29 protein-coding genes are annotated in these 23,833 nt (G+C 64.8%); 10 read left to right on the top strand and 19 right to left on the bottom strand.

The window, feature by feature from the left end; translation table 11 throughout:
• Nucleotides 1-28: 28 nt before the first annotated feature.
• The 3 genes from ABEJ63_RS04390 to ABEJ63_RS04380 are packed head-to-tail and all read left to right on the top strand — an operon-like array spanning nt 29 to nt 676.
• Nucleotides 29-175, top strand: coding sequence for a hypothetical protein (locus ABEJ63_RS04390; protein WP_375795137.1), 147 nt, complete (start codon nt 29-31; stop codon nt 173-175).
• Nucleotides 175-453: a hypothetical protein gene (locus ABEJ63_RS04385; protein WP_375795136.1), complete on the top strand. Its 279-nt coding sequence runs from the start codon at nt 175-177 to the stop codon at nt 451-453. The genes ABEJ63_RS04390 and ABEJ63_RS04385 overlap by 1 nt, the downstream gene beginning before the upstream one ends.
• Nucleotides 446-676: a hypothetical protein gene (locus ABEJ63_RS04380; protein ID WP_375795135.1), complete on the top strand. Its 231-nt coding sequence runs from the start codon at nt 446-448 to the stop codon at nt 674-676. Before ABEJ63_RS04385 ends, ABEJ63_RS04380 begins: the two co-directional genes overlap by 8 nt.
• On the opposite strand, the gene ABEJ63_RS04375 is transcribed toward ABEJ63_RS04380, so the two are convergent.
• Together ABEJ63_RS04375 and ABEJ63_RS04370 are read right to left on the bottom strand one after the other, a co-directional pair.
• Nucleotides 673-1,299 (bottom strand): molecular chaperone, encoded by a 627-nt coding sequence (locus ABEJ63_RS04375; protein WP_375795134.1) that lies wholly within the window; start codon nt 1,297-1,299, stop codon nt 673-675. The genes ABEJ63_RS04380 and ABEJ63_RS04375 overlap by 4 nt on opposite strands.
• A complete protein-coding gene (locus ABEJ63_RS04370) occupies nt 1,296-3,410 on the bottom strand; it encodes a hydrogenase iron-sulfur subunit (RefSeq protein ID WP_375795133.1) in 2,115 nt (704 codons plus the stop codon). The genes ABEJ63_RS04375 and ABEJ63_RS04370 overlap by 4 nt, the downstream gene beginning before the upstream one ends.
• Nucleotides 3,411-3,628: 218 nt before the next feature.
• Between ABEJ63_RS04370 and ABEJ63_RS04365 the strand changes: the two genes are divergently transcribed.
• From ABEJ63_RS04365 to ABEJ63_RS04350, 4 genes are read left to right on the top strand one after another with little or no spacing between them, the layout of a single operon-like run.
• The gene (locus tag ABEJ63_RS04365) at nt 3,629-6,967 is read left to right on the top strand and encodes a molybdopterin oxidoreductase family protein (protein WP_375795132.1); all 3,339 of its coding nucleotides are present in this window, start codon (nt 3,629-3,631) and stop codon (nt 6,965-6,967) included.
• Between the two features lie 11 nt (nt 6,968-6,978).
• Nucleotides 6,979-7,647, top strand: coding sequence for a 4Fe-4S dicluster domain-containing protein (locus ABEJ63_RS04360; RefSeq protein ID WP_375795131.1), 669 nt, complete (start codon nt 6,979-6,981; stop codon nt 7,645-7,647).
• Nucleotides 7,644-8,039, top strand: coding sequence for a hypothetical protein (locus tag ABEJ63_RS04355; RefSeq protein ID WP_375795130.1), 396 nt, complete (start codon nt 7,644-7,646; stop codon nt 8,037-8,039). The genes ABEJ63_RS04360 and ABEJ63_RS04355 overlap by 4 nt, the downstream gene beginning before the upstream one ends.
• Entirely contained in the window at nt 8,036-9,040 is a 1,005-nt protein-coding gene (locus ABEJ63_RS04350; RefSeq protein WP_375795129.1) for a cytochrome b/b6 domain-containing protein, read from the top strand. Before ABEJ63_RS04355 ends, ABEJ63_RS04350 begins: the two co-directional genes overlap by 4 nt.
• Before the next feature lies 1 nt (nt 9,041).
• Here the strand turns inward: ABEJ63_RS04350 and ABEJ63_RS04345 are convergent, their stop codons facing one another.
• From ABEJ63_RS04345 to ABEJ63_RS04275, 15 genes are read right to left on the bottom strand one after another with little or no spacing between them, the layout of a single operon-like run.
• Entirely contained in the window at nt 9,042-9,440 is a 399-nt protein-coding gene (locus tag ABEJ63_RS04345; RefSeq protein WP_375795128.1) for a hypothetical protein, read from the bottom strand.
• A gap of 52 nt (nt 9,441-9,492) precedes the next feature.
• Entirely contained in the window at nt 9,493-10,563 is a 1,071-nt protein-coding gene (locus ABEJ63_RS04340) for a methionine synthase (RefSeq protein ID WP_375795127.1), read from the bottom strand.
• The gene (locus ABEJ63_RS04335; RefSeq protein ID WP_375795126.1) at nt 10,560-11,555 is read right to left on the bottom strand and encodes a 5-methyltetrahydropteroyltriglutamate--homocysteine methyltransferase; all 996 of its coding nucleotides are present in this window, start codon (nt 11,553-11,555) and stop codon (nt 10,560-10,562) included. Before ABEJ63_RS04335 ends, ABEJ63_RS04340 begins: the two co-directional genes overlap by 4 nt.
• 44 nt (nt 11,556-11,599) lie before the next feature.
• Nucleotides 11,600-12,178, bottom strand: coding sequence for a HemK2/MTQ2 family protein methyltransferase (locus ABEJ63_RS04330; RefSeq protein ID WP_375795125.1), 579 nt, complete (start codon nt 12,176-12,178; stop codon nt 11,600-11,602).
• The gene (locus ABEJ63_RS04325) at nt 12,171-13,307 is read right to left on the bottom strand and encodes a mechanosensitive ion channel family protein (RefSeq protein WP_375795124.1); all 1,137 of its coding nucleotides are present in this window, start codon (nt 13,305-13,307) and stop codon (nt 12,171-12,173) included. The genes ABEJ63_RS04330 and ABEJ63_RS04325 overlap by 8 nt, the downstream gene beginning before the upstream one ends.
• Complete coding sequence (locus ABEJ63_RS04320) at nt 13,304-14,143, bottom strand: 16S ribosomal RNA methyltransferase A (protein ID WP_375795123.1); 840 nt, start codon at nt 14,141-14,143, stop codon at nt 13,304-13,306. The genes ABEJ63_RS04325 and ABEJ63_RS04320 overlap by 4 nt, the downstream gene beginning before the upstream one ends.
• Nucleotides 14,144-14,191: 48 nt before the next feature.
• Nucleotides 14,192-14,770, bottom strand: coding sequence for a DUF655 domain-containing protein (locus tag ABEJ63_RS04315; RefSeq protein ID WP_375795122.1), 579 nt, complete (start codon nt 14,768-14,770; stop codon nt 14,192-14,194).
• Between the two features lie 43 nt (nt 14,771-14,813).
• Nucleotides 14,814-15,170, bottom strand: coding sequence for an RNA polymerase Rpb4 family protein (locus ABEJ63_RS04310; RefSeq protein WP_375795121.1), 357 nt, complete (start codon nt 15,168-15,170; stop codon nt 14,814-14,816).
• Entirely contained in the window at nt 15,170-15,466 is a 297-nt protein-coding gene (locus ABEJ63_RS04305; protein WP_375795120.1) for a 50S ribosomal protein L21e, read from the bottom strand. The genes ABEJ63_RS04310 and ABEJ63_RS04305 overlap by 1 nt, the downstream gene beginning before the upstream one ends.
• A gap of 55 nt (nt 15,467-15,521) precedes the next feature.
• Complete coding sequence (locus ABEJ63_RS04300) at nt 15,522-15,788, bottom strand: elongation factor 1-beta (RefSeq protein ID WP_375795119.1); 267 nt, start codon at nt 15,786-15,788, stop codon at nt 15,522-15,524.
• 2 nt (nt 15,789-15,790) lie between these two features.
• Nucleotides 15,791-15,970 (bottom strand): HVO_2753 family zinc finger protein, encoded by a 180-nt coding sequence (locus ABEJ63_RS04295; protein WP_375795118.1) that lies wholly within the window; start codon nt 15,968-15,970, stop codon nt 15,791-15,793.
• 45 nt (nt 15,971-16,015) lie between these two features.
• Nucleotides 16,016-16,582, bottom strand: a complete 567-nt coding sequence (locus tag ABEJ63_RS04290) for a DUF2391 family protein (RefSeq protein ID WP_375795117.1) — start codon at nt 16,580-16,582, stop codon at nt 16,016-16,018.
• On the bottom strand, nt 16,579-17,448 hold the full coding sequence (locus ABEJ63_RS04285; protein WP_375795116.1) for a 3-hydroxyacyl-CoA dehydrogenase family protein: 870 nt from the start codon (nt 17,446-17,448) through the stop codon (nt 16,579-16,581). Before ABEJ63_RS04285 ends, ABEJ63_RS04290 begins: the two co-directional genes overlap by 4 nt.
• 45 nt (nt 17,449-17,493) lie before the next feature.
• Nucleotides 17,494-18,900 carry a zinc ribbon domain-containing protein gene (locus ABEJ63_RS04280; RefSeq protein ID WP_375795115.1) on the bottom strand — a complete coding sequence of 469 codons (1,407 nt, stop codon included), beginning with the start codon at nt 18,898-18,900 and terminating at the stop codon, nt 17,494-17,496.
• Entirely contained in the window at nt 18,897-20,072 is a 1,176-nt protein-coding gene (locus tag ABEJ63_RS04275) for a thiolase C-terminal domain-containing protein (protein WP_375795114.1), read from the bottom strand. The genes ABEJ63_RS04280 and ABEJ63_RS04275 overlap by 4 nt, the downstream gene beginning before the upstream one ends.
• A 150-nt stretch (nt 20,073-20,222) precedes the next feature.
• On the opposite strand from ABEJ63_RS04275, the gene ABEJ63_RS04270 reads away from it, so the two are divergent.
• The 3 genes from ABEJ63_RS04270 to moaA all read left to right on the top strand — a co-directional run bounded on the left by ABEJ63_RS04270 (nt 20,223) and on the right by moaA (nt 22,719).
• On the top strand, nt 20,223-20,858 hold the full coding sequence (locus tag ABEJ63_RS04270; RefSeq protein ID WP_375795113.1) for a proteasome subunit beta: 636 nt from the start codon (nt 20,223-20,225) through the stop codon (nt 20,856-20,858).
• A 1-nt stretch (nt 20,859) separates the two neighbouring features.
• Nucleotides 20,860-21,624, top strand: a complete 765-nt coding sequence (locus ABEJ63_RS04265; RefSeq protein ID WP_375795112.1) for an archaeal proteasome endopeptidase complex subunit alpha — start codon at nt 20,860-20,862, stop codon at nt 21,622-21,624.
• A gap of 114 nt (nt 21,625-21,738) precedes the next feature.
• Nucleotides 21,739-22,719 (top strand): GTP 3',8-cyclase MoaA, encoded by a 981-nt coding sequence (gene moaA / locus ABEJ63_RS04260; RefSeq protein ID WP_375795111.1) that lies wholly within the window; start codon nt 21,739-21,741, stop codon nt 22,717-22,719.
• On the opposite strand, the gene ABEJ63_RS04255 is transcribed toward moaA, so the two are convergent.
• Together ABEJ63_RS04255 and ABEJ63_RS04250 are read right to left on the bottom strand one after the other, a co-directional pair.
• Entirely contained in the window at nt 22,720-23,166 is a 447-nt protein-coding gene (locus ABEJ63_RS04255; RefSeq protein WP_375795110.1) for a hypothetical protein, read from the bottom strand.
• A gap of 43 nt (nt 23,167-23,209) precedes the next feature.
• On the bottom strand, nt 23,210-23,821 hold the full coding sequence (locus ABEJ63_RS04250; protein ID WP_375795109.1) for a hypothetical protein: 612 nt from the start codon (nt 23,819-23,821) through the stop codon (nt 23,210-23,212).
• Nucleotides 23,822-23,833 lie beyond the last annotated feature (12 nt).

The raw sequence follows: 23,833 nt of genomic DNA, 5'->3' as shown, positions 1-23,833 counted from the left end.
TTTGACGCTACTCGCCGTCTCTGAGCACGTGACTGGACCCGGGCACGCCGGCTCTGCGCCGAGTCTCCCCTTCCCGCCCGAGCTCGGGTGGGCGGTGCTCGGGGCAGGCCTCGTCGTCCTACTCGTCATCGGCTACGACGTCTACCGTCGCGAGTCGTTCGGGGTGAACGCCTGATGGCGACCGAACAGGGACGGGGGCGGTCTGTCGACGCCGCCAGCCTGCTCGGCTACGTGGAGCTGGCGGTGTACGCGCTGGCGACGCTGCTCGCGCTGTCGCTGCTCGTCGTCGGCACCGTCGCCGTCATCGCGGCGCTGAAGGGGACGTGGCACTGGGCTATCCACCTCGAGTCGACGGTGAGCTACATGGGGCTGTTCGTGAGCCGGCTGCTCGCGGTGCTGGTGCCGCTGTTCGCGGTGATGGTCCTCGGCCGGCTGGTGGTCGAGGATGCGTGACGTTTCCGTCCAGCCCGTTGAGGCGCTGGTGGCCATCTCCGTCGGCGGGCTCTGCCTGCTGGTGGCAGCCGTCGGCGGCCTTGCACTGTGGGCCGAGTACGTGGACACGTGGCGCTCCTTCTTCGTCCTCGAGCAGACACTCGCGATGGCCGCGCCCGCGACGACGGTCGTCGCTGCGCTCGTCGTCGTCGTTGGCGCTGTCGTCGTCCTCCGCTCTGGCTAAACCATCTGTGCGACGAGTTCGTCCTCGAACTCGACGATACCCTGACAGACGAGCGCAGCCGCGAGGAACAGCCCCTCGTCGGCTTCCGCGCGCATCTCCGCGACGAAGTCGTCGACCCATACGGAGAGATGCTCGTCGAGGAACACCCGCTCGAAGCCGAACGCCTCCTCGTGGCCGTGTCGCTGCTGGTCGATGAGATATCGGAGGAATGCGAGTTCGACGGCAATGAAATCGGCCTCTTCGGGGTAGTCCTCGGGGACCGACCAGCCGGCGGCGCCGTAGCTCGCCTCCACCTCCGCGAGTCCCTCGCCGATGAACTCCGTGTCCTCGCGGTAGTTCGTCTCGTGGGGGAGAACCGGCGGGCGCGGGCCCACGAGCAGCTCCGTGTACTCGCGGCGGAGCTCCTCGTGGACCGAGGCGACGGGGCGGCCGGCGTTGGCTTCCACCCACGCCTCGACCATCGCGAACCCCTCGTCGATGGGGTCGTTCACCGACTCGCCGGGCAGCTTGACATCACCCTTGACGAGCCGTTCGACGAACGCCTCCTCGGGGGTGTCCCAGAACGCCTCGATGACGAAGTCGACCAGCTCGATGCGCGCGTCGTAGAGTGCAGTCTCGTTCATCGCTTGTCACCCTGGTCGAAGAGGAGCCGTCCGCGACAGTCGCCGCAGTACTCGAAGACGCTGTGACTGCTGTCGGGCGCGAGCCCGTCCACCCGGTCGCCCACCTCCGCTTCCACCTTGGCGGCGGAGGCGGCGCTGGTGAACGGCTTCCCACAGCGGACACACTCCAGCATCTCGTCCTCGTGGACGGTGGTCCACGCCTCCCCGTCGTTTCGCTCGGGGAGTAGGGAGAGGTCGAGGCCGGTCTCCATCGTAATGGCCGTCTCGGGACACCCCTCCTCGCAGAGCTCGCAGTTGACACATCGCTCGTGGTTGAACTGGAGTTGGCCGTCGTCGGTCCGGCGGATGGCGTCTGTCGGACAGAGGTTTGTACAGGTGGGCGTGAGCGTACACGAGTCGTTCACCGACAGCAAGCCGAAGTCCTTCAACCCCCTGATGACCTCTCGGTCGGGCTCAACGTGCTCGAGCAGTGCCCGGACGCTCTCGAGCGTCCACCCGTGGCTATCGAAGTCAGGATTGGGTCGGTCGGTGTCGATACGGCCGCTCGCCTCGTGCTCGCCGGCGGGGATGGGCGTCTCGCCGAGGCCGTCGACAAACGCCGACAGCTCAGCCGCGAAGGCGGCCGGCTCGCCGGCCTCGGGGGCGAAGAAGCCGACCCGCTCGCCCAGCCCGAGGTCGGTTGTGGCGGTGTTGAGCCGCTCAATGAGTTCCGCCTTCGGGTCAGGCCCGGAGTGAAGACACGCACCGCCACAGCCGACGATGGCGACCCCGTCTGCACCCGCGGCGAGCGCGTGCATGACGTGTGCCTCGCCGACGGTGTCGGTGCAGTTCACCTCCACCGGGAGCACGGGCGGGTACGAGAGGTCCTCTTGTCTGCGCGCGCGTCGCCCGTGTGCGCGAAGACGCTCTTTGGCCCGCTCGGAGCAGACGAACGCGACCACCTGCTCGTCGATGCCCGACGAGTCGCCGAGCAGCCCACCCGACTCCTCGCGCTCAACGAGCGTCTCCACCTCGCGGGCGATACGTTCGTTGGACGGCTCGCGCAGCCGGGTCGCGCCGGTCGGACAGGCGCTCGTGCAGGCGCCGCAGTTCTGACAGGCCGTCTCGTCGAAGGCCACCTCGTCGATCGCCGGCCGGTCGACCGCCTCGTGGGGACAGGCGTCGACGCAGGCAGTACAGCCTTGCTGACTCGACTCGCCGGCCGCACAGACGTCCATCTCCAGGTCGAGGAACTTCGGCTTCTCGATGCCGCCGAGGTGGGCCTCGACGGCGGCGATAGTGCCGGCGTCGACGGGGCCGGTGTAGTAGCCGACACGGCCACCCCGCGAGCGGGCGGTGCCGCCGGGGTGGACGACCTGGTCGAACTCGTAGCGGCGGGTCGTCCCGTCGAGGTCGATGGCGTCCGTCGGACAGACGTCGACCCAGTCGCCGTCGGGCGCCTCGGGGTGGATGTCGACGGGGAACTCCGTCACCATCCCGTCGGGTCCCTCGCGGACACACTCGAGACAGTCGATGCAGTCCTCGGTCACCTGCGCGCGGACGACAAGTTCGAACTCGCCGAACCGGCCCTCGACGGCCGCGGCGTGGCCCCGCTCGACGCGGACGTCGCCCAGCTCCTCCTCGTCGGCGAACTCGCGGCCGTCGGCGAACAGCGTCACGTCCGCCTCGTCGGAGAGCGAGCGGGCCGCCTCGGGGTCGCCGACGACGGCCACCCGCTCGCCGGCCTCCGTCGAGACGGTCCGGGAGACGGCCTCCTCCGCGAGCCCGGCCTGCTTGGCGTTGATGAGCCGCGCGGTCTTCTCGGTGGCCTCCTCGGCGTCGTGGACCCACGCGGTCGACTCCCGGTGGTCGACGAACGCCGTCGCCTCCGGGTGGAGGCCGTGGTCGTCCGCGAGTGCGCGGATACGCTCCTGACACGATGGCTCCGGCGTCGTGGCAATGAGCTGGTCGAGGTCGTACTCCTCGATGACCTGCGACATCGCCGGCCGGCCGTCCTGACACAGGAGTTCGGAGCTCGCGACGACGTCGACCTCGTCGACGCCCTCTCGGACCGCCTTGAGGTCGATGTCGCACGTGTCCCCGCACGAACACACGAACGCGCCTACGTTCATCATCCATGCGAAACCCCGCGCGCTTTTAGGAGTTGCGGGACCCGCCTTTTGGGCGGCCTAAACAACGGTCACTCACCCAACTAATACGGCCGATTTCGCCCGCGGCCCCCTCCTGACTCCCCAGCACTTATTACGTGGTACTATATATCACAGGCAGGTGTAGTCAACCAATGGGACCGGGACAGGGACGGACCACGAACGGCTGAAAATCAAATGACATGAGCACAAAACAGAATCCAAGTCCGGAGCCGGTATCGCTGGACCTCGACCGCCGCTCGTTTATGAAGGCGAGCGCGCTCGCGGGCGCGGTGGCGCTCGGAGCCGCGGGAACGGGGCGGGCCCTCCAGGAAGAGGGCGGCGAGGTCGACGGTGCCGACACGGACACGGAACTGTCGAAGACCATCTGTAACTACTGTTCGGTCGGCTGTGGCTTCCGCGGCGAGCGGGAGGGCGACTCCTTCGTCGGCATGGAGCCGTGGGAGGACCACCCGATCAACAACGGGTCGCTCTGTTCGAAGGGTGCGGGCATCTTCGCGACGGAGCACTCCGAGAAGCGACTGAAACACCCGATGATCCGCCGGAATGGCGGCTGGGAGAAGCTCACGTGGAACGAGTCCTACGACCTGCTCTCCAGCGAAATCAAGCGGGTCTGGGACGAGTACAGCCGAGAGAGCGTGATGCTCCTCGGCAGCGCCCACCACTCCAACGAGGAGTCGTACGCGATCCGGAAGCTGGCGGCGTTCATGGGGACGAACAACGTCGACCACCAGGCGCGCATCTGCCACTCCACCACGGTCGCCGGGCTGGCGAACACGTGGGGGTACGGTGCGATGACCAACACGGTCACCGACTACCGGAACTTCGACCTGAACATCATCATCGGGCAGAACCCCGCCGAGGCACACCCCATCGCGATGCAGCATATCCTCGAGGGGCAGAAGCGCGGCGGGAAAATCTTGAACCTCGACCCGCGGTTCACGAAGACGTCGGCGCACGCCGACGAGTTCATGCGGTTCCGGCCCGGCACCGACGTCGCCCTGATGATGGGCGTTATCAAGGTGCTCCGTGACAAACACGGGCTGGCGACCGACACGGACGCCGACGCGAGCGGGCAGAACATGCTCGTCGACCGCGTCCAGGGCTGGGAGGACGTCGACGCCGAGCTCGACCAGTACGACAAGGAGACCGTCTCGGAGATCACGTGGGTCTCCGAGGAGGACATCGAGCGCATCGCGGACATGATCGACGAGGCGCGGCCCAACGTCCAGATCGAGTGGGCGATGGGCGGCACCCAGCACAACAACGGGACACAGAACATCCGCTCGTACGCGGCCGCGAGTCTCGGGTCGGGCAGTGCGGCCCGCAGCGGCGGCGGCCTGCAGGTAATGCGTGGCCACGCCAACGTCCAGGGGGCGACGGACCTGGCGGTGGCGAGCCACATCCTGCCGGGCTACTACGGCCTGTCGGCGGGTGGCTGGTCCTGGTGGTCCGAGATCTGGGACAAGAACCCGTACACGAGCGGCTCGACGTCATTCGCGGACATGTACGAGCGGTTCGAGCGGATGCCCCCCGAGAAGTACGTCCGCCAAAGCCCGAGCGACGAAAGCTCCGCCGACATCGACACGTCGTTCCCGGCGGACAACTCGATGATGTTCCAGAACGGGCTGACGGTGGCCCGCTGGTTCGAGGCGGCCCTCGACAAGGAAGACCGGATGCAGGAAACGCCGATCTACCAGGACGAGCAGCTGAAGATTGCGTTCTTCTGGGGCCACTCCGCCAACTCCATCTCGCAGATGGAGCAGATGAAGGAGGGGATGGAGAACCTCGACCTGCTGGTCGTGGTCGACGTGTTCCCCTCGGTAGCGAGCGTCCTCCCCGACTACGAGGAGGGCCCGCCGGTGTTGCTGTTGCCGGCCTCGAGCCAGTACGAGCACTATCGCTCGCTGACGAATACCCACCGCGCGACCCAGTGGTCCGAGCCGGTGCGGCCGCCGGCCCACAACTCGAAGCCGGACCTGCAGATCATGCAGGAACTGGCCGGGTCGCTGGGCTTCGGCGAGCACTTCGACTGGGGCGATGGCTCCGAGCTGTACAACGGGAAGTCGACCTACGAGAACGTCATCCGGGAGTTCAACCTGGGGACGATGACCATCGGCTACCGGCAGACGCCCGAGCGGCTCCAGAAACACCTGGAGTACGACTACGCGTTCTCCGACGAGGACCTCAAGGGGGCCGCCGGCTCGCCCGTCGAGGGCGAGTACTGGATGCTCCCGTGGCCCTGCTGGGGCGAGGACCACCCGGGCACGCCCATCATCTGGAACGACGACATGGACCCCAACAACGGGGGCCAAGACTTCCGGACCCGGTGGGGCGTGCAGGCCCCGACGCCCGAGGAGTGGGAGAACATGGCGACGGACGCGGAGTACCCGTTCGACGCCACGCTCGACGCTGTCGGCGACCGCTACGAGAGCCAGGAGGACGCCCTCGACCTGACTCGGGCCCCGTACGTGCCCGAGTGGGCCGACGACGAGGACCTGGCCTCGGACGGCCGGATCCACGGCGTGCCGGAGTACCCCGGCTGGAAGACGACGCCGCCGAAGAGTCTCATCGACCCGAACCAGTCCGTCCAGTCGGACGAACTGACTATCCCCCAGCAGCACGCGCTGGGCAACGACAAGTCAGTGTACACTGCCGCAGAGGCGCTCGCGAACCCTGACACGGGGAGCGCGGCGTTCGACCGCTACATCGAGGAAAAAATCGCACCGGGCGTGGATCCCGACTTCTTCGAGGAGTACGACTACCGGCAGCCGGACGCGCCGACCGGTCGCGGGCGTGCGCGTGCGGTGGTCTGGAACTTCCTCGACAAGGTGCCCGTCCACCGCGAGCCTATCGAGAGTCCGAGCCCGAAGCTCACGGAGGAGTGGCCAGCCAACGGCCAACAACTGAACTTCTACCGGCTCGACCAGAATAACGCCGTCGAGCAGCAGAAGGCGATGGACATCATCCACAACTCCAGCGAGGGGCCGGACCTGGACACCATCATGACGACCGGCCGGCAGGTGGAACATCAGGGCGGGGGCGCGGAGACGCGGAACAACATCCACACCGCCGACCTGCAGCCGCACATGTACGCCGAAATCCATCCGGACCACGCGGAGGAACTCGGAGTCGAGGGTGGTGACCTGGTCATCATCTCCTCGACCGATCGCGGCTCGGTGCTGGTGAAGGCGCGTGTGACGAACCGCCCCAACAAGAAGGAGGTGTTCCTCCCGTACCACTGGGGCGGCGTCTTCAAGGGGAAGAGTCTCGAGGACAAGTACCCCGACGGTCACGTGCCGTACGCCATCGGCGACTCGGTGAACGCTATCACGTCGACGGGTTACGACGTCGAGACCCAGATGCAGGAGACGAAGGTGTCGATGGTCGCCGTCGAGAAGGCCACACGCGAGCGGATGGAGGAGCTGAACATGGACACGGACATCGAATTCCCGCAGGACCGCAACAACGTCGGTACCCAGAAGGACTTCGACGTCCGCGGCAACTCGACGGTGCAATGAGGTGAGCTAAGATGTCAACAGGAAAAGAACGAATGCACGACGGCGTGATGAGCGTCGGTGACGGCACCCGCATCTTCCCGGACGTGGAGGCCTGCATCGACTGTGGCGGCTGCGTCGTCTCGTGCAAGCGGACCTGGGACGTCCCGCGCGACGAACAGCGGATCAGCATCTCCACGATGCTAGAGGGCCAAGAGGCGGCCGCGGGCCTCAACACGAAGAGCGGCCGCGCGATGGAGCAGGGTGAGTCGCCCGGCGAGACGGCGGTGCCGATGCAGTGTTACCACTGCGAGAACGCCCCGTGCGTGTCGGTGTGTCCGACGGACTCGCTGGTCAAGCAGGACGAGAACGGATTCGTCGACGTGCGCGACGACCTCTGCATCGGCTGTCAGTACTGCCTGTCGGCGTGTCCGTTCGGCGCGCCTCAGTTCCCCGACTCGGACGAGGGGATGGCGAGTCTCGTCGGCAACGGCGGCAAGATGGACAAGTGTACGATGTGCACCGAGCGCCAGGACGTCGGCAAGGGGCCGGCGTGTGCCGAGGAGTGCGCCACGGACGCCATCCTCGTCGGGACGCCCGGCGAAATCGCCGACGAGCTGGAACACCGCGACAGCGGGACGTTCTTCAACGACGAGGCGATGAACATCATCTTCGGCGAGGAGGACGCCGGTGAGTTCGAATGAGCGATCAAGAACTCCCTGACACGGCCGACTACGCGCGCTGGCAGGTGGCGGTGAGTGCCGTCGTCGGCATCGCCGTCGCCCTGCTGTCTGTCTGGTGGGCACAGGGGTTCAACGTCTTCTACGAGTCGCTGTACCGCGTCAACCCGAGCGTTGAGGGCGGCGGCATCGGCGCCGACTGGGTGGCGGGAAACTCGATTCCCGCGCTTGACTTCCTCATCGCGTTCATCCACGCGGCGGACGTCATCATGGGGGTGTTCATCCTCGTGATGGTGTTCCTCCACTGGGCGGCATTCCGGCGGCTGGCTGGCCAGATGCGCGGCCCCGACGAGGACGTCAGCGACGCCGTGGCCGCGGACGGCGGCGAGGTACAGGACGGAGGTGAACCCCGATGAGCAACCTCGACCACGGGAAGTTCACGCGGGTGACGACGCTGTTCCACTCGCTGCTGGGACTGGACGTGTTCCTCCTGTTCTTCAGCGGCTACGCTATCATGTTCAACGACGAACTGTGGTGGCTGCTGGCGCTGATGGGCGGGGCGGACGGCGTCTCCGCGGTCCACCGGGTGACCGGCGTGGGCCTCATCGCGCTCATCGTGTTCTGGGTCGTGCTGCAGGTCATATCGCCGACCGGCCGCAGCAACTTCGGCGAAATCCTGCCGGGCAAGGCCGACATCGACGCGTTCATTCAGGATATCCAGTTCATGCTGGGCCGGGCCGACGAGCGACACCCGAACGCGCGGCAGTTTGGCGGCTATAAGGCCGACGAGGTGCCGCTGCTATCCTACATCGGCAAGGGCGTCATCTTCATTTTCTCGGCAGAGCTGACGCTGCTCGCCGTGTCGGGGCTGCTCATCTGGAGTAAGACCGGCGTGGCCGCCTTCTTCCAGACGAAGGCGGCCGCGGCCGCGTTCGTCACGTTCCACGGCCTGCTGGGCGTCATCATGCTGATGGGGATCATGTTCCACATCTTTGAGCACGGCTTCCACCCCGCCTTCTACCCCATCGAGACGAAGGCGTACATCCCGCGGAAGCTGGTGCCGGAGTACCACTCGGACGGCGAGCCGGAGACGACCGGCATTGAGCGGCTGTCGCTGTCGCCCTCGTGGGGCTGGGCGTCGACGGTGTTCGGCGCAATGACGATCATCGGCATCGTGTCAGTACTCGTCGGGAGCATTCTCGACGAGGGGTACCCGGTGCCGCGCGAACTCGCCATCGGCGGTGGGCCGAGCAGCCTACTGATGACCATCGGCATCAACATCGGTATCCTCGTGCTCGGCGTCGGGCTCGTGCTGTCGATGTACGGGAACGTGCTCCGTATCCGCTGGGAACGGCAGCTGGAGGAGGAAGGTGATGTCGGCGGCGGTGGTGGCGAGGCCGCGATGGACGACGACTAAACTAACCGACCAGTTTCGCTCCTTCTTCCGATAGCTCGACGGTGACGTCCTGTCGGGTCTGCTGTTGTATCTGGTCGATGTTCCGCGTGAGCACCTTGAGGATATCCTCCGGCTCCGGGTAGACGAGCATGTTGCCGTCGTCGTCTTCCATCACGAGTTGGGTGTCCGACAGCGCGACCTGCTTCCCCTCGATGCTGGCGACGATGGCCGGCAGCGCCTCGGCGCCGCCAGGATCGCCCTCTTCGACGCGAGTGATGTAGATTGCCTCCAGCCCGATGAGGTCCTTGTACTCACGTACCGTCCGGGCGCAATTGACCATATCTTGGGTGACTGCGGTCTTTTGTGGGTTACCGTGAGTCCCCTCGTAGCAGTGTTTACACACCCTCAGTTCGATGCGCATGCCCGCCCTTACCCCCCGGGGAACTTGACTCGTTGGGTCCGGGCGCAGCCGCTCAGTCGTCGGCGGGCGCGGCGGTGCCGGCGAACCCGATATCGATTTCGCCGGCGTCGAGTTCCCGTTCTACCTCGCGTGCGGCCTGCACCATGTTCTCCATTTTACCGTAGGCGATATCGCGCGGAAGGAGCTTCAGCCCGCAGTCCGGGCTGACGGTGAGCTTCTCCGGCGGGACGACCTCGAATCCGTTGAGAATGTTCTGCTTGATGTCTTCGACGGGCTCCACCTCGGCGGTATGGGCGTCGACGACGCCAAGCCCGAGGTCTGGCTCGAAGTTGCCATCGGAGAACACAGCCAACTGCTCGTACTCGCCGTTGCAGAGCTCTACGTCAAACTCGTCAATCGGGAACTCGTTAATCTGGGGGTAGACACGCGAGTAGTCACCGTAGCAGACGTGGAGCCCAATCCGGACCTCTTCGGGGATGTCGGCGGCGATACGCTCGAGACAGTCGCCGACGATGGCGTAGTCGTCTGGCGTCGTCGCCAGCGCTGGCTCGTCGATTTGGATGTACCGGGCGCCCGCCTCAACTAATTTCTCAATCTCCTCGTTGACAAGGTCCGCAAGGTCGTACGCGAGCGTCTCCTCGTCCTCATAGGCCTCGTTGAAAGACCAGTTCGCGAGCGTGTACGGTCCGGTGATGGGCACTTTTACTGGACGGTTAGCGACACCGGCTGTGAATTCGAACTCGTCAACGAGCCAGGGCTCATCGTAGGAGACCTCGCTTACCACGCTCGGCTTATCGAAGTAGTTGTGGCCCCACACCTTTACCGGCCCGTTGAACTCGTAGCCGTCGATGCGGTGGGCGAAGAACTCCACCATCTCGCTGCGCCGCATCTCGCCGTCAACTACGACATCGAGTCCTGCCCGCTCGTGTTCGTTCGTGATGACGCGGGCGGCGTCGTCGTGCGCCTCCGCGAGGTGACCGTCGGTGAACTCGTAGTCATCGTCCTCATGAAGGTCGTCCGCGCGGTTGAGCCACTTCGGCTTCGGGTATGATCCGACCACAGTAGTGAGCAGAAAGTGGTCAGTCGGGTGGTCCTCGGGCCGGAACTGCTCGCGGTTGCTCATGCTTCCACCTCTTCAAGATCCGCGGCGGTAGCAAGCGTCTCCAGCTTCTCGGTTGCCTTGTTAACCGGCAGGTAGAACAACTCTGTATTGCTCGTTAGGTACGCCCGCTCGAACGTGCTTGCGGGCACCTGTTCATCGAACCAGTCAAACCGCTCGCGTACTGTCTCTGGCTCCTCAACGAGCGTATTCTGTCCGTCGACGACGCCCAGCCCGACGGAGTCGGTTGTGCCGTACTCCTGTGCATTGTAGACGTTCGTCTCGTGATCGCTCACGAGGTCGAAACCGACTGCTTCCACATCGGCGTCGAGCAAGTGTGCGTACACCTTCTCCTCGAGTGCACCGTAGAACGGCTGTACTACCACGTCGCTGTCGACAGCGCCGGCCACCGCGTCGACGGCCTCGCTGACCTGCGCGTCAAGCCCGTCGCCCGGGGGATTTGTCACCAACGATGGCTCGGCTAGCAGGAGCGTCTCGTGAGCGGGAAACTCCGCGGCCTCCGTGGCAAGGAACTCGGCGACGGCCTCGAGGAACTCTGCCTCGGTTCCATAGTGTTCGTCGGTTGCCAGCTCTGCCAGCGTGTACGGCCCCGGCAGCACCGCCTGCAGGTCGTCTGTCTGTTCGGCGGCGGCCGCGAGCTCGGCGGCGACATCACCGTCCGCCGTCAACTCACCGGTCACGACTGGCTCCCGGTAGAAGTTGTTGTTGTCGTAGTAGCGGACGATGCCGCGCGTCTCCACATTCTCATGGACCGCAAGGGGATGCGCGAGGTTGTCGTCCCAGCGTGCCTGTCCCTCGCCGATTCGGTCGAGTCCCGCTGACTGCTGAAGCTCTATGAGCTCCGCACGAACCTGCTCGTACGTCTCGGCTATCGCTCCTCCCTCCTCACCCGAAATAAGATCGGTCTTCTGGTGACCCTTCAGGTCAGACAGTTCGTCTTTCGCCCAATCAGGTAGTGGGTACAGCCCCGGTGTCGTCGCGACCAATTCTGTCATTGTCTCGCTTTCGTCATGCCGTGGCTTAATATTTCCGAAGCAATCTAATGCTTAGTAGTTATCTGAAGGACAGCCAGTCGTTCGAATAGGAACGATTCCTCACGGGCAGTGGTTGCCGCAAGCCCTCTCTTGTCGGCGTAGGCGGCGACGGCCTCGATATCAGTTAGTGTCGAGACGACGAGTAATCCGCTCCCGCCAGGCGAAAGCACGCGGCTCACCCCGTCGAGGAATGATTTAATCACCTCCCGGCCTGTCTCGCCGCCTGTCAACGCCCGCTCCTGCCAGTCGTCGCGCTCGGCGTCAGGGTCACGCGGGAGATACGGCGGATTAAACAGTACACGGTCGAATACGCCTGCTTGGAACGGTGCTGCGAGGTTGCCACGCACGACAGCAACCGACAGCCCTGCCTCGCGCGTGTCTGCCCACGCCTGCCGGCACGCGTAAGGGTTCACGTCGCTGGCCACCACGCGTGCCCCTGTCTCCTCGGCAACGCGACCGGCGACGTAGCCAGAGCCGGTTCCCACCTCCAGCACGTGTTCGTGACCCTCAATGCGGGCGAGGGCGGTTTCGGCGAGCAATCGGGAATCCTCTGCCGGTTCGTACACGTGATTCGGCTCAGCCATCGCCGTCCCCGCCGTCCGTTGATAACCCTCCGCTTGGTGTGGGCGGCGAGGCCAGATCTGCGCCTCGCACGGCCAGTCCGTCGGTCGCTTCTCGGCCAGACAGCACCCGCTGCGGGAACGGGATAGTGATATCTGCCGCCTCAAAGGCAGCCTTCACCTGCTCCATCACGGCGTTTTGCGCTTGCCACTTCCGCTGGATGGACGGGTCGGCAACGTAGAACCGCAGCGTCAACACGACTGCGCTGTCGCCGAATGACTCCACGACTACGTCCGGCGCAGGCTGAGACTCGACCACCTCAACGTCGGCCATCGCATCGGCGGCCACCTCCATTGCCCGGCTCACATCAGTCCCGTAATCGACGCCGACATCAACCTGCACACGGAGCCGATTGCTTCGTGTTCGGTTGAGGATTGGCTGACTCGTGACCTCATCGTTCGGTATCATCACCCGCTCATCGTCGAATGTCCGAAGCTCCGTGTTTACAATCGAGACGTCGGTGACGATGCCCTCGTGATCATCTATTTCCACCCAGTCGCCCAGTTTGAATGGCCGCGAGAACAGCAAGACGAACCCCGCTAGGACGGCACCGAGCGTCTGTCGTGCGGCTAACCCAACGATGACCCCGATGACGCTCGCCGACAGCAGCAGGTTGCCCAGCGGTACGTCAAACAGCGTGAGCACAAACACCAATGCAGGGACGAACAGCGCGATCTGGACGACATGGTGGAGAATTTCGCGCTGGTGGCTGGAGATAGCGTCCCGTCGCTCGCTGATTCGAACGAACCGCTTGGTGACACGCGTCACGGTGTAAATAATGCCCACTGCGAGCAAGGCAATGAGCACCCGAACGAGTGTCCCCGCGCCGGGACGTACCTGCGTCCAAGCCTCGCTCACCGTCGCGGCTTGGTTCCACAGGTCGACCAGCGCACCGCCAGCGACAACGCCCGCGGCTACTCCGGCCGCAGCCTGGATTGCCTCGGCTGCCTCCTCAGAGATATGACGCTTTAGTGGTTCGCCGACCCGGTAAAGCCCGGCCACCAGGAGGAGGAACCCGCCGATGATAAGCGCTGAGGTTGCCACCCGGCCTGCAGTGTCGCTGACTACCCCGAGTATCTGAATAAGATTCACGGCTCGCCCACCTCCCATGCGAGCGCGGCCAGTTCGGCGAATTCGGCCGGCGAGACGTTGCCGGCCCGCCGAGACATGAGACGCTCGTCGGCGGCGACCACCACCGCCTCAGGATCGTCAAGCCCGGAGATGTGAGCCGTGTTGCGGATGGCGTTGCGCATCGTTTTACGCCGTTGGGTGAAACACGCCGTCACGAACCCGAGGAAGAACTCCTCGTTAGGCACCGTGTACTCAGGCTCGCGGGGACGACACCGCACGAGGGCACTGTCGACACGAGGTCGAGGAGAAAACGCCGTCGGCGGCACTGTCTCGACTACCTCCACGTCGGCATAGTGGCCGGCCGTTACGGAGAGTCGGCCGTACTCGTCGGTGCCGGCGTCGGCGGCCATCCGCTCGGCGAACTCCCGCTGGAACATCAACACGAGGGGTCGCTGCTCGGGGAGCAGCCGGAAGGCGAGTTCAGAGGACGCGCCGTACGGCAGGTTCGAGACGCAGGCCGTAAAATCGGGCAACGGCACCTCCAGCGCATCGCCGGCGACGACGGTCAGCCGGCCGGCGGCGATATCGTCGGCGAACTCTTCGCGAAGAAACGCCGCGAGTTCGGAGTCACGCTCGACGACCGTCACCTGGTCGCCAACCGAAAGCAGGCGGTCGGTAAGCGCACCGGCGCCGCCGCCCACTTCCAGCAGGTGGCTTCGGTCAGCCTCGCCCGGCAAGTACCCCGGTATCCGGTCGAGCACCCGGCCGTCAACCAGGAAATGCTGGTCGGCGTCGGGATTCCCGCGCTTGGCGCGCCGGATGAGCGCGTCCGGATCGCGGCGCTGGCGTTCAGTCACTACCCAGCGTTAGCAGCCGCCGTCAAAAGGCTTCACGGGTCCGGCCCGCTACTCCTCCTCGCGGGCGAAGATGCAGTATTTAAGATCGTCATCGCGCAGCTCTTCGGTGATGCGCTCAACGAGAACATCTTTCGGGTGGTGGAGTCCGGAGACACGCTCGGCGATGTCCTCGAAAGAGTCGAACGGCTCCCGTTTACGCTCGTCAAGGATATCATTTCGTAGCTTCTTACCAATTCCAGGCAGCAGGTTGAGTTGGTGAAGCCTGAGCGTGATGGGCTGGGCCTCATTGAAGAAGTCCACAAATCGGTCTTCTTCTTCTTCAATGAGCTCTTCAATAACATACTCTAGCTCCGAGCGGGCCGCCCCCGACACCTCTTCGTAGCTGGTCTCCGTCGCTGCGATCACCTCCTCATCGCGTTCCTCGTGGGGGGCGACGACGAGCCGGTTGCCAACGAGGACGTGCGCGTCCTCCGAGAGCGTCAGTTCGTAGAGGCCGAACGAATCGGTGTCGAGTGCGTATGCGACTGGCGCTCGCTGTGACGGGGGGCGGTCGTCGTCGGGCCGGCCGTTCGGCAGCACGTCCAACACGACCGTCTCGACGGTCTCGTCGCTCCCGTCTGTACTCATAACAATTGGTAGACGGAGCGAGTATTTAAAACTCCGGCGAGAGTCAGACGTACTTCGCGACCGTGTTGAGCACCTCATCGAGCTCCTCGCCCGAAAGAGAGTACCGCTCTTGTGCAAAGACGGCTCGGAGCTCGTCACGGTCCTCGGGCAACAGGTTCGCCACTTTGTACGCGGTAGCTTCGTCGACCTTCTCCAGTGTCTGGAGTTCCTCGACAAGTGCGGTGGCGTCTTCGACGGAGAGGGTGGCAAACCGGTTGGCGTGCTCGACGGCCCGCGCCAACTCATAGGGCATCTCGCGATCTTCGTCTAGCGCCCGAGTCTCCTCGACAGCCGCCAGTGCCTCCTTCACCTCGCTGGTGGTGAGATACTCCTCATCAACAATCTCCTTGAATATCGTCATTACTCGTTCGACTGTCGGCGGAGGTGGGCTGGACTCGCGATGACGGTTTTCTCCTTCCCGCCGTCGGTGATGGTCACTTTATACGCGCGGCCCTGCTCGCCCTCGACGGTCCCGGTCTGGCCGTTGAATCGAGGGTTGAACCGACCCTTCGGCACCGAGGGGTCAATCCGAAGATGGACCTTTTCGCCCGTCTCGAACTCCTCAACTGAGCGCTGCGGGGGCGAGGTACCCCGGTCGCGCGGCTTATTCTTTAGCTTGTCTCGCGTCCCCTCGAGTGGCCCGTTGGAACTCGGCATAGTCGTAGATACGGGTTGCCCGGTCAACGTTATAAAAGGTGCGTTACGGCCCGCGCTACAGCCGTCCCTGCGACTCCACGGCGATGGACTCGACGCCCTCGACGTCAGCGAACGCCTCCTCAACGGCCTCGCTTCCCCCCGCGTCGTCCGGAACAATGACCGTCGGGAGTAGTGCGACTAGCCCGAATGCGACATCGTCGCGCTCGAATCCCTGAATCTTGGCCCCCTCGGGAAGCGACTTCTCAAGCCGCTCTTGGAGCGCGTCGAGGTCGACCTCCGGGCTCTGTGGCATCACTTTGAGCTGGACGGCAACCTTCCCCATCGTTACGGCCCCGTGAACCCGCAGTCCGGGCACTCGTAGAGGTTGCTCTGCTTGCGGCACTTCGAACAGCGGAATATCTCATACCCGCAGTCCGGGCAGTCGAACCGGGCGGCAGCCGTCCCGGAAATGTTGATCCCGCAGGAGACGCACTTCCGTGCGCGCTTCTGCTGACTCTCGCTCATACATCTGGGTGGGATGCCGCGCCGTTTAACCCTTTTCAATGGGCCTCAAGAGCCGGGGAGGATGTCTCCTAAAGCCGCACCAATGGACATGGGTAGTGTCGCGACAGCGACTGAACAGACTGCCAGCCACGGCCGGCTCCAGTCGATACGGCCCCAGACCGTGAGCCCTAACAGCGCAACCAGCGCGGAGACGCCGAGCACGCCGACCAGCCGGCGCGGCACCAGTCCGAGCAATGGCTCATGGACCCGTACGTCCTGGAACTCCGCGACGTACACGAGCCCGTACACGATGGCGACGGTAGCAACGATGGTCCCGACAAGGTAGAGCGGCCGCGCCGCAATGAACTCACCAGCCTCTGCGGTCCCTCCTTCGACGAACATCGGGATGCCGAAAATGAGTGCTCCGAGCGTCGCCTCGGCGAGATCTGTTCGGTCGAACCCGACAATGGCGTTGCCCAGTCCTGGTCGCTGAAGTTCTGCTACCTGCTCCATGAGGTCGTTCACCTGCTCGCGAGCTTCCGGGTCATCCACTTGCTCGCGTAACTCCGCGAGTTCGTCGATTATTTCCTCGTGGCTCCCGTCGTCTGGGTCAATCTCTGACTGGGTGCTCATCGGTCCGCTGGCCGGACAGGCTCGCCGTCCGACCACACGTAGAACCCCTCGCCGGTCTTTCGGCCGAGTTTACCGGCTCGGACCTTACGCTTGAGCACTTGCGGCGGCCGGAACCGCTCGCCAAGCTCTTCCCGGAGGTACTCAAGGATATCGAGTCTGACGTCCAGCCCGACCAAATCCGTCAGCTCCAGCGGCCCCGTCGGGTGTCTGTAGCCGAGTTCCATCGCTGCGTCGATGTCGGCGGCACTCGCGACTCCCGACTCGACCATCCGCATCGCCTCACATCCCAGCGCGACCCCTAGCCGAGAGGATGCGAACCCCGGCGTGTCTGTTACCGTGACCGCCTGCTTACCGAGGTCTACGACAACCTCCTCAGCTCGCTCGCGGGTCCGCTCGCTCGTTCGCTCACCGATGACTACCTCAACGAGTTCCATTACGTACGCTGGGTTGAAGAAGTGGAGGCCGACGCCCCGCGTTGGGTCCGCAAGTGCGTCGGTCACGCTCGTCACCGACAGCGAGGAGGTGTTCGTCGCGATGAGGGCGTCGTCGGCGACGACGGATTCTGCCTCCGATAGTACCGCGTGTTTCAACTCTAAGTCCTCCGGTACTGCCTCAACTGCGAGATCAGCGCCGGCTGCGTCAGCTAAGTCGGTCGTCGTCGCTATCCGGTCGAGCGCAGCCGACCGGTCCTTCTCGGACAATTTCCCGCGTTCGACGCCGCCAGTGAGGTTCGCAGCGATATGTTCGCGTGCCGTGGTGAGGGCGCCTTCGTCCACGTCCCGAAGCGTCACCTCATGGCCAGCGACCGCACAGACGTGTGCGATGTCTCGGCCCATCGTCCCGGCACCAAGTACGACGGTGTGCATGCCCGGACGCGGGGGACCCTGATATGTAAGCGTTCCCGCCCTGGGTCAGCTTAGTCGAATCTTGAATCCGTAACGGGTTACGCCCTCCTGCGTGTAGATTCGTCGCTGGACTGTTTCCACGCGATCGCTGACCTCTACCTCCGCAATAGCCATGGCTGGCGCAGAGACGGTCTTACCATCGGGCGTGTCCAAAGCAACAACGCAGACACCGAACGCCCCCGAGCGGGACTGAAGTTCGGCGAACTCTGGCGGGGCGCCGCCTTGTCCAATCTCTGTACGCGCCTCGACAGTCCCTGTCCCTGGCAGCTCGACCGATTCAAACGCGACTAACCGATTGCACCCCCGACATGCACCTTCCGGTGGAAACGTGTAGGCTTCGCAGTCAGGACAACGTCCGGCGACAAGCCGATGACGCTGGGGTAACGAGCGCTGCCACGTCGGTACAGAGACATATGCACCGCCGCCATCGGGCTCCTCGGCAGTTATTTCGCCGCGGAGTCGAAGGCTGTCAGCGTACGACACCGTCTCCCCACGGTCAAGCGTAAGTGCCGTCGCGACTGGCTCCACCCGCTCGAGTACGAACGCATCCGCTCCGGCACCCGATCCCCATGCGGCCGCCAGGAGACGCTCCGCGCCGTCGGCGAGTGCGCGAGCCACGCCGAGAGGAACGGACGCCGCTCCAGTGTCGCCGAGCGTCGCGACGGTAGCGGCCGCGTTGACCGTCTCGGTGTCCAGCCCCGCCGCACTCGCTGCTCTGTAGGGGAGTTTTCCATCCGGCATCTGGAGTGCAGCCGCGTCGACACCGTCGGCGTTGACACGCCTCATAGCCGCGGCTAACGGACTGACGAACGCTTTGCGGTCGTATGCCCCGGCGTCGATGCCGTCAACACGCGTGCTTCCCCGCTCCCGAAAACGAGTCCCAGGGTATGGCTCCGCGTACTCTGCGCGGTCGGCCACACGGACGGATGCGTCGGGGCCGACAAGATAGGCCGCTGCGCCCGCACCGGCCGTGTGGCCTCGGCCATCGTGTGGCTCGCCTAACGGACAGTCGGCGACGACGAGAAGCCCACGATGCGGCCTGGCTGCCAGCGCTGCTGCGAGTGCGCGCGTGCCAGCCCGCGTACTTCCGGTAAAAACGTGATGGCTCGCGTCTGCCGGAACGGCGAGCATTGACCCGAGCCGCGCGCTAAGATCTTCCTCCTCAACAGGCGGTGTCGTGGTCGCGAACGCCAGCCAGTCCACATCGGCGCCGTCAACATCTCCCGCAGTGAGTACCCTCGTCGCCGCCTCCCATCCCATCGTGAGCGCGTCCTCATCCGCGTCGGGGACGGCTGTCTGCTCGATACCCGGCGCGTCAACGCTCCCCCACGCCTCCTCAATGGCCGTAGTCGGGAGCCGATGGCGCGGAGCATATGCGCCGACAGCGTGGAAGCCGAATCCGTCGTCGGTCACGGCCCCACCTCCGCCCGCTCAAGGACATGGACGACAGCCGCCCCGCCAGAGCCGCCGACGTTGTGGGTCAGCCCGACCGATGGGTCTGTGACCTGCCGCTCACCCGCTCGCTCAGTAAGCTGTTCGAACGCCTCCACGATCTGGCCGGCGCCGGTCGCGCCGATGGGGTGGCCCTTCGACTTCAGGCCGCCAGATGTGTTGACCGCCACGTCGCCGTCTATCCGAGTCGCGCCCGACGCAACTAAATCGCCCGCTTCTTCGGGGGTACAGAGTCCGATATCGGCATACGCCATCAATTCAGCGACCGCGAAGCAGTCGTGCACCTCTGCAAAGTCGAGGTCTTCGGGGCCGCGCTCGGCGGCCTTGTAGGCTTCCGCGGCTGCTTTCCGGGCAGCCGGCACGCCTGCGTAGGTGTCTCGCTGGAACAGGCCGACCCGGTCAGAGGCCGCGCCGACGCCCGCAATGCGGACGGGCTCGTCGGCGAACTCCGCGACGACATCCTCGCTGACGACGAGGACGGCGGCAGCACCGTCGGTGGTCGGACAGCAGTGGTAGAGCGTGAGCGGGTCGGCGACGACAGGTGCCTCCATCGCCTCCGACAACGAGCACTCGAAGCCCAGTTGTGCGTGGGTATTCTTTGCGCCATTGGCGTGGTTCTTGACGGCGACGTGTGAGAGCTGTTCGCGAGTCGTGCCATACTCGCGCATGTGCGCACTTGCCATCTGAGCGTAGACGCCAGCGAAGGTTGTGCCCGACAGGCGTTCCCACTCGGTCTCGCCGCTAACGCCCAGCCAGTAGCGAACGGCGTCGCCAGAGGCGTCAGTCATCACCTCGACGCCGCCTGCGAGGACGACATCCGCCATCCCTGACCGGACGGCTTGGACGGCCTGCCGGACGGCGTACCCCGACGCGGCACAGGCGTTCTCGACGCGCGTTGTCGGCACGCCATGGAGGCCAACGTGTTCGGTGACTGCTGGACCCGCTAGACCGAGCTGGCGGCCGCCAACGCCAAGTGTGCCAACTACGGCCTCATCGATACGCCCGGGGGCCATCCCGTCAGGAACTGATTCAAGCGCATCCTCGTAGGCGGTGCGGAACAGCGACCGATACGACTCGTCGGGGAAGCGGCCGTAATCGGACTGGCCCGCGCCAACCACGTACGCCTCGGTCACGTCATCACCTGCATACCCCTGGGGTGGGTTCGGGGGGTAAAATAAGCGGCTCTCGTGGTCGGCATCCTGCCAGCGCGTATAGCCCTTTCGTCGTCGGGCTAAAGCGGTCTTTAGCAAGAGTATTTCAGTGCCCCCACCCTTACCCGAGGTATGGATGGATTCACCTCAGGTAAGGAAGCCGCGGACGGCGCCCCCGAGGAATTGAAAACGGGGACGACCACCGTCGGTATCGTCGCCGAGGACGGCGTCGTGCTCGCGACCGACCGCCGAGCGAGCCTTGGCGGCCGATTTGTCTCGAACAAGTCTGCCGACAAGATTCTGGAGGTCCACCCGACTGCGGCCATCACTATCTCCGGCGGCGTCGGCGACGGTCAGACGTTCGCTGACCAGTTGCGCGCGCAGGCGTCGCTGTACGAGACGCGCCGTGGCGAGGAGATGAGCATGGACGCACTCGCGACGGCGGCGGCGAACGCCATTCGCGGGATGCGGGTCGTTCCATTGCTGGGTGGCGTCGACAGCGAGGGGCCGCGGTTGTTCGAACTTGACCCGCTTGGCGGCAAGATGGAAGATACCTACGGCGCCACTGGCTCAGGTATGCAGCTCGCGTACGGGGTTCTCGAGGGGGCCTATGATGAAGAGCTGAGCATAGACGAAGCCGAGTCGGTCGCGCTTGAGGCCGTCGAAGCGGCCTCAGCTCGTGACACCGCCTCGGGGAATGGTGCGATGGTGGCGCGAATCACGGCAGAGGGAGTCGACACTGAGGAAATTGGCGCGGAGGAGATCTAACATGCAGGGCAACTCACAACAGCAGGCGTACGACCGCGGAACGAACATCTTCAGCCCAGACGGGCGACTCTACCAGGTAGAGTACGCTCGCGAGGCAGTCAAGCGCGGCTCGCCGACCGTCGGTGTCCGGTATCAGGGCGGAGACGACGGTTCCGGCGTTGTCTTCGTCGCCGGTGGCCGGCTCCGCTCGTCGCTGCAGGTGGCCGAAAGCATCGAGAAGATACACAAAGCAGACGACCACGTCGGCGTCGCTAGTGCGGGCCATGTCGCCGACGCCCGTCAACTGGTCGACGTGGCTCGCCGACAGGCACAGGTCGAACAGCTCCGCTACGGCGAGCCGGCCGATATCGAATCGCTAACGAAGGAGGTCACCGGCTATATCCAAGAGTACACGCAGGCAGGTGGCGCGCGCCCATTCGGTGCGGCACTGCTTGTCGGTGGCGTCGACGCAGACGGAACTCCTCACCTCTTCGAGACTGACCCTTCGGGCACCCCCTACGAGTGGGAGGCCGTCGCAATCGGGGGCAACGCCGAGCGAATACAGGGCTATCTCGAGGCGGAGTACGAGCCCAACGTGGGGTCGGACGGCGCACTTGAGCTCGCTCTCCGTGCGCTTGAAGACGCCGCAGAGGGTGGACTTGAGTCCGAAGGAATGAGCGCGGCTGTCGTCGACGACGACGGCTTCCGTGAGTTCACTGCCGACGAGCTTGCTGATGCCATCGCAGGCCACGGTCTTGACGGCACCGACGACCCAGCCGAAGACTGACCCGGCTCGCGGCGTCGTTTGCGGTTTTCCTTCTCCGCTGATGTAACAACAAACGGTTACACCCTGCCGCGCAGTCGCGGCGGAGTTAAGTGGTGCCGGTGGTCAGAGGTGAGTATGCTTGAGGACGGGTTCGGTCGCGAGATATCGGGGGTGCGCGTCTCGCTGACCGACCGCTGTAACTTCGACTGTGTCTATTGTCACAACGAGGGGCTCGGGGACACGCGCGGCCCGATGGAGCCCAGCGACGAGGAGATGTCTACCGACGATGTAGTCCGCTTCTTGGAGGTGGCGGATGAGTTTGGCGTTGATTCGGTGAAATTCACCGGCGGCGAGCCGATGTTGCGTCAGGACCTAGAGGAGATAATCCGTCGCACCCCTGACGGGTTGGAAACATCGTTGACAACAAACGGCACATACCTGCCGGGCAGAGCAGAGGCCCTCCGCGAGGCGGGCCTCTCGCGGGTGAACGTCTCACAAGATGCCATGGACCCGGACGCGTTCGCGGAGCTAACGAAGTCCAACGGCTACGAGGACGTCATCGCAGGTGTGGAGGCAGCGCTTGACGCGGGACTGGCGCCTGTAAAGCTCAATATGGTCGTGTTCGAGCAAACGGCCGGCTACGTCCCTCGGATGGTCGACCACGTTGCCGACAATGATGGGCTCCAGCTTCAGCTCATCGAGTATATGCCTGAACTCGCGGGGCGCCCGGAGTGGGCCGTCGATATTGACCGAGTCCACGGCTGGCTTGAAGAGCAAGCAACCCGCATCGAGCGCCGCGAGATGCACGACCGCCGTCGTTACTACGTTGAGGGCGAAACCGGCGAGGGGATGGTTGAAATTGTCGATCCAGTCGAGAACCCTGATTTCTGTGCCAATTGCGGAAGAGTCCGTGTCACACACGAGGGGTATCTGAAGGGGTGTCTCAACCGCAACGACGACCTCAAGAGCATGGGTGAGATGACGAAGCCAGAGATACGCAAGACATTCCGCGCTGTCGTTGACGAGCGGGTCCCGTATTACGGCGAATACCTCGTCAAAGAAGACGGTGAGTGGGTGCTCAACGAGAAGTATCTTGAGGCACCGACGGCTGACTAACTACGCCTCGGCAGCCACGCCGAGTTCCTCGAGGGCGTCTAGAACCACCCGTGCCTCTACGAGATCGCGCTCGCTAATGTGGGGGTCCTCCCCGTAGTTCGCCACCCGTTCTTTGGCCTGCTCGCGCAGGCGCCGCTCTAAGGGCGTCTGATCCGGTTGGTCGCGCACGTCGTTCAGGAGTGCCTCGAAGTCCTCCCGAAACACCATCGACGCCCGCGCGGCGTTACACCGCCCTAAGGGGCTCAGTCCCATCTCCAAGACGAGATCACACACCAGTGACCAGTCGTCCCCACAGAAGTGCAGCGACACCTCCCCCTCGATGTCGCGCCACGCGATGGGGTCACTGTTGTTGAGGAGTTGGACGGCCCGCGGGAAGATGTCGATGCGGGCCTCCGTCTCCGGGTCGTCACAGAGACAGCAGGGTTGTTCCGTCTGCCCGGTGTACATACCCACGGTTGGGCCGCGACGGGCTTAACGGACACGACGGCGGTCAGTCGACGTCCGGCAGGGCGTCGGTGGCCGCCTCAAGGTGGTCGCGGACTGCATCAAGCGCGGCGGCGCTCTCCTCGGTGCCGGCCGACACCTGCTCGAGGTAGCCGAGCGCGAGTCCGGCGTAGACGGCCGCCTCGTCCATGTACGTGAGCCCGAGCTGGTTTGCCCAGACGTGGCCGGGGCGGTTCTGCCGGCGGTGCCAGCCGTAGGACTCGCCGAGCTCACCCTCGATTGCCGCCACCGCGAGCGTCGACAGCCGCGCGCGCGCGGCGAGCCACGTGTCGAGATGCTCGCCCCAGAAGCCGCGGTAGCGGTCCGGCTCGAAGTCGGCGACGACGCGGAACTCGCGGCCCTCCTCGTAGTCGGCGAAGGCCTCGCGCACCCGGTCGGCGGCCGCATCCGGGTCGTCGGCCGTCGCGATGACGCGGACCACCTTCGTCCCGAGCTCGTCGGTCCCCCAGAAGATGTGCGACCAGTCCTCGACGTGGCCGGCCTCGCGCAGCGCATCGAACGCGGGGGCAACGTGGTCGACGAGCGCCTCGCGCTTGGCCGCCCGCAGCGGTGCGTCGATGAAGCGTGGCCACGCGAGCGCGAAGCCGACGTAACTCATACCGGCTCCTAA

Origin of the sequence: Halosegnis sp. (genome assembly GCF_042216475.1) — an archaeon.
Taxonomy (GTDB): domain Archaea; phylum Halobacteriota; class Halobacteria; order Halobacteriales; family Haloarculaceae; genus Halosegnis.
This window is presented reverse-complemented; position numbering and strand designations above follow the sequence as displayed.

Excerpts from the sequence above, each read along its gene's own strand:
- ABEJ63_RS04335 (WP_375795126.1), bottom strand. The coding sequence starts at position 11,555 with ATGACAGAATTGGTCGCGACGACACCGGGGCTGTACCCACTACCTGAT.
- ABEJ63_RS04290 (WP_375795117.1), bottom strand. The coding sequence starts at position 16,582 with ATGAGCACCCAGTCAGAGATTGACCCAGACGACGGGAGCCACGAGGAA.
- ABEJ63_RS04265 (WP_375795112.1), top strand. The coding sequence starts at position 20,860 with ATGCAGGGCAACTCACAACAGCAGGCGTACGACCGCGGAACGAACATC.
- moaA (WP_375795111.1), top strand. The coding sequence starts at position 21,739 with ATGCTTGAGGACGGGTTCGGTCGCGAGATATCGGGGGTGCGCGTCTCG.
- ABEJ63_RS04285 (WP_375795116.1), bottom strand. The coding sequence starts at position 17,448 with ATGCACACCGTCGTACTTGGTGCCGGGACGATGGGCCGAGACATCGCA.
- ABEJ63_RS04345 (WP_375795128.1), bottom strand. The coding sequence starts at position 9,440 with ATGCGCATCGAACTGAGGGTGTGTAAACACTGCTACGAGGGGACTCAC.
- ABEJ63_RS04375 (WP_375795134.1), bottom strand. The coding sequence starts at position 1,299 with ATGAACGAGACTGCACTCTACGACGCGCGCATCGAGCTGGTCGACTTC.
- ABEJ63_RS04370 (WP_375795133.1), bottom strand. The coding sequence starts at position 3,410 with ATGAACGTAGGCGCGTTCGTGTGTTCGTGCGGGGACACGTGCGACATC.
- ABEJ63_RS04255 (WP_375795110.1), bottom strand. The coding sequence starts at position 23,166 with ATGTACACCGGGCAGACGGAACAACCCTGCTGTCTCTGTGACGACCCG.
- ABEJ63_RS04295 (WP_375795118.1), bottom strand. The coding sequence starts at position 15,970 with ATGAGCGAGAGTCAGCAGAAGCGCGCACGGAAGTGCGTCTCCTGCGGG.
- ABEJ63_RS04330 (WP_375795125.1), bottom strand. The coding sequence starts at position 12,178 with ATGGCTGAGCCGAATCACGTGTACGAACCGGCAGAGGATTCCCGATTG.
- ABEJ63_RS04305 (WP_375795120.1), bottom strand. The coding sequence starts at position 15,466 with ATGCCGAGTTCCAACGGGCCACTCGAGGGGACGCGAGACAAGCTAAAG.
- ABEJ63_RS04350 (WP_375795129.1), top strand. The coding sequence starts at position 8,036 with ATGAGCAACCTCGACCACGGGAAGTTCACGCGGGTGACGACGCTGTTC.
- ABEJ63_RS04310 (WP_375795121.1), bottom strand. The coding sequence starts at position 15,170 with ATGACGATATTCAAGGAGATTGTTGATGAGGAGTATCTCACCACCAGC.
- ABEJ63_RS04270 (WP_375795113.1), top strand. The coding sequence starts at position 20,223 with ATGGATGGATTCACCTCAGGTAAGGAAGCCGCGGACGGCGCCCCCGAG.
- ABEJ63_RS04340 (WP_375795127.1), bottom strand. The coding sequence starts at position 10,563 with ATGAGCAACCGCGAGCAGTTCCGGCCCGAGGACCACCCGACTGACCAC.
- ABEJ63_RS04300 (WP_375795119.1), bottom strand. The coding sequence starts at position 15,788 with ATGGGGAAGGTTGCCGTCCAGCTCAAAGTGATGCCACAGAGCCCGGAG.
- ABEJ63_RS04315 (WP_375795122.1), bottom strand. The coding sequence starts at position 14,770 with ATGAGTACAGACGGGAGCGACGAGACCGTCGAGACGGTCGTGTTGGAC.
- ABEJ63_RS04380 (WP_375795135.1), top strand. The coding sequence starts at position 446 with ATGCGTGACGTTTCCGTCCAGCCCGTTGAGGCGCTGGTGGCCATCTCC.
- ABEJ63_RS04355 (WP_375795130.1), top strand. The coding sequence starts at position 7,644 with ATGAGCGATCAAGAACTCCCTGACACGGCCGACTACGCGCGCTGGCAG.
- ABEJ63_RS04250 (WP_375795109.1), bottom strand. The coding sequence starts at position 23,821 with ATGAGTTACGTCGGCTTCGCGCTCGCGTGGCCACGCTTCATCGACGCA.
- ABEJ63_RS04365 (WP_375795132.1), top strand. The coding sequence starts at position 3,629 with ATGAGCACAAAACAGAATCCAAGTCCGGAGCCGGTATCGCTGGACCTC.
- ABEJ63_RS04360 (WP_375795131.1), top strand. The coding sequence starts at position 6,979 with ATGTCAACAGGAAAAGAACGAATGCACGACGGCGTGATGAGCGTCGGT.
- ABEJ63_RS04385 (WP_375795136.1), top strand. The coding sequence starts at position 175 with ATGGCGACCGAACAGGGACGGGGGCGGTCTGTCGACGCCGCCAGCCTG.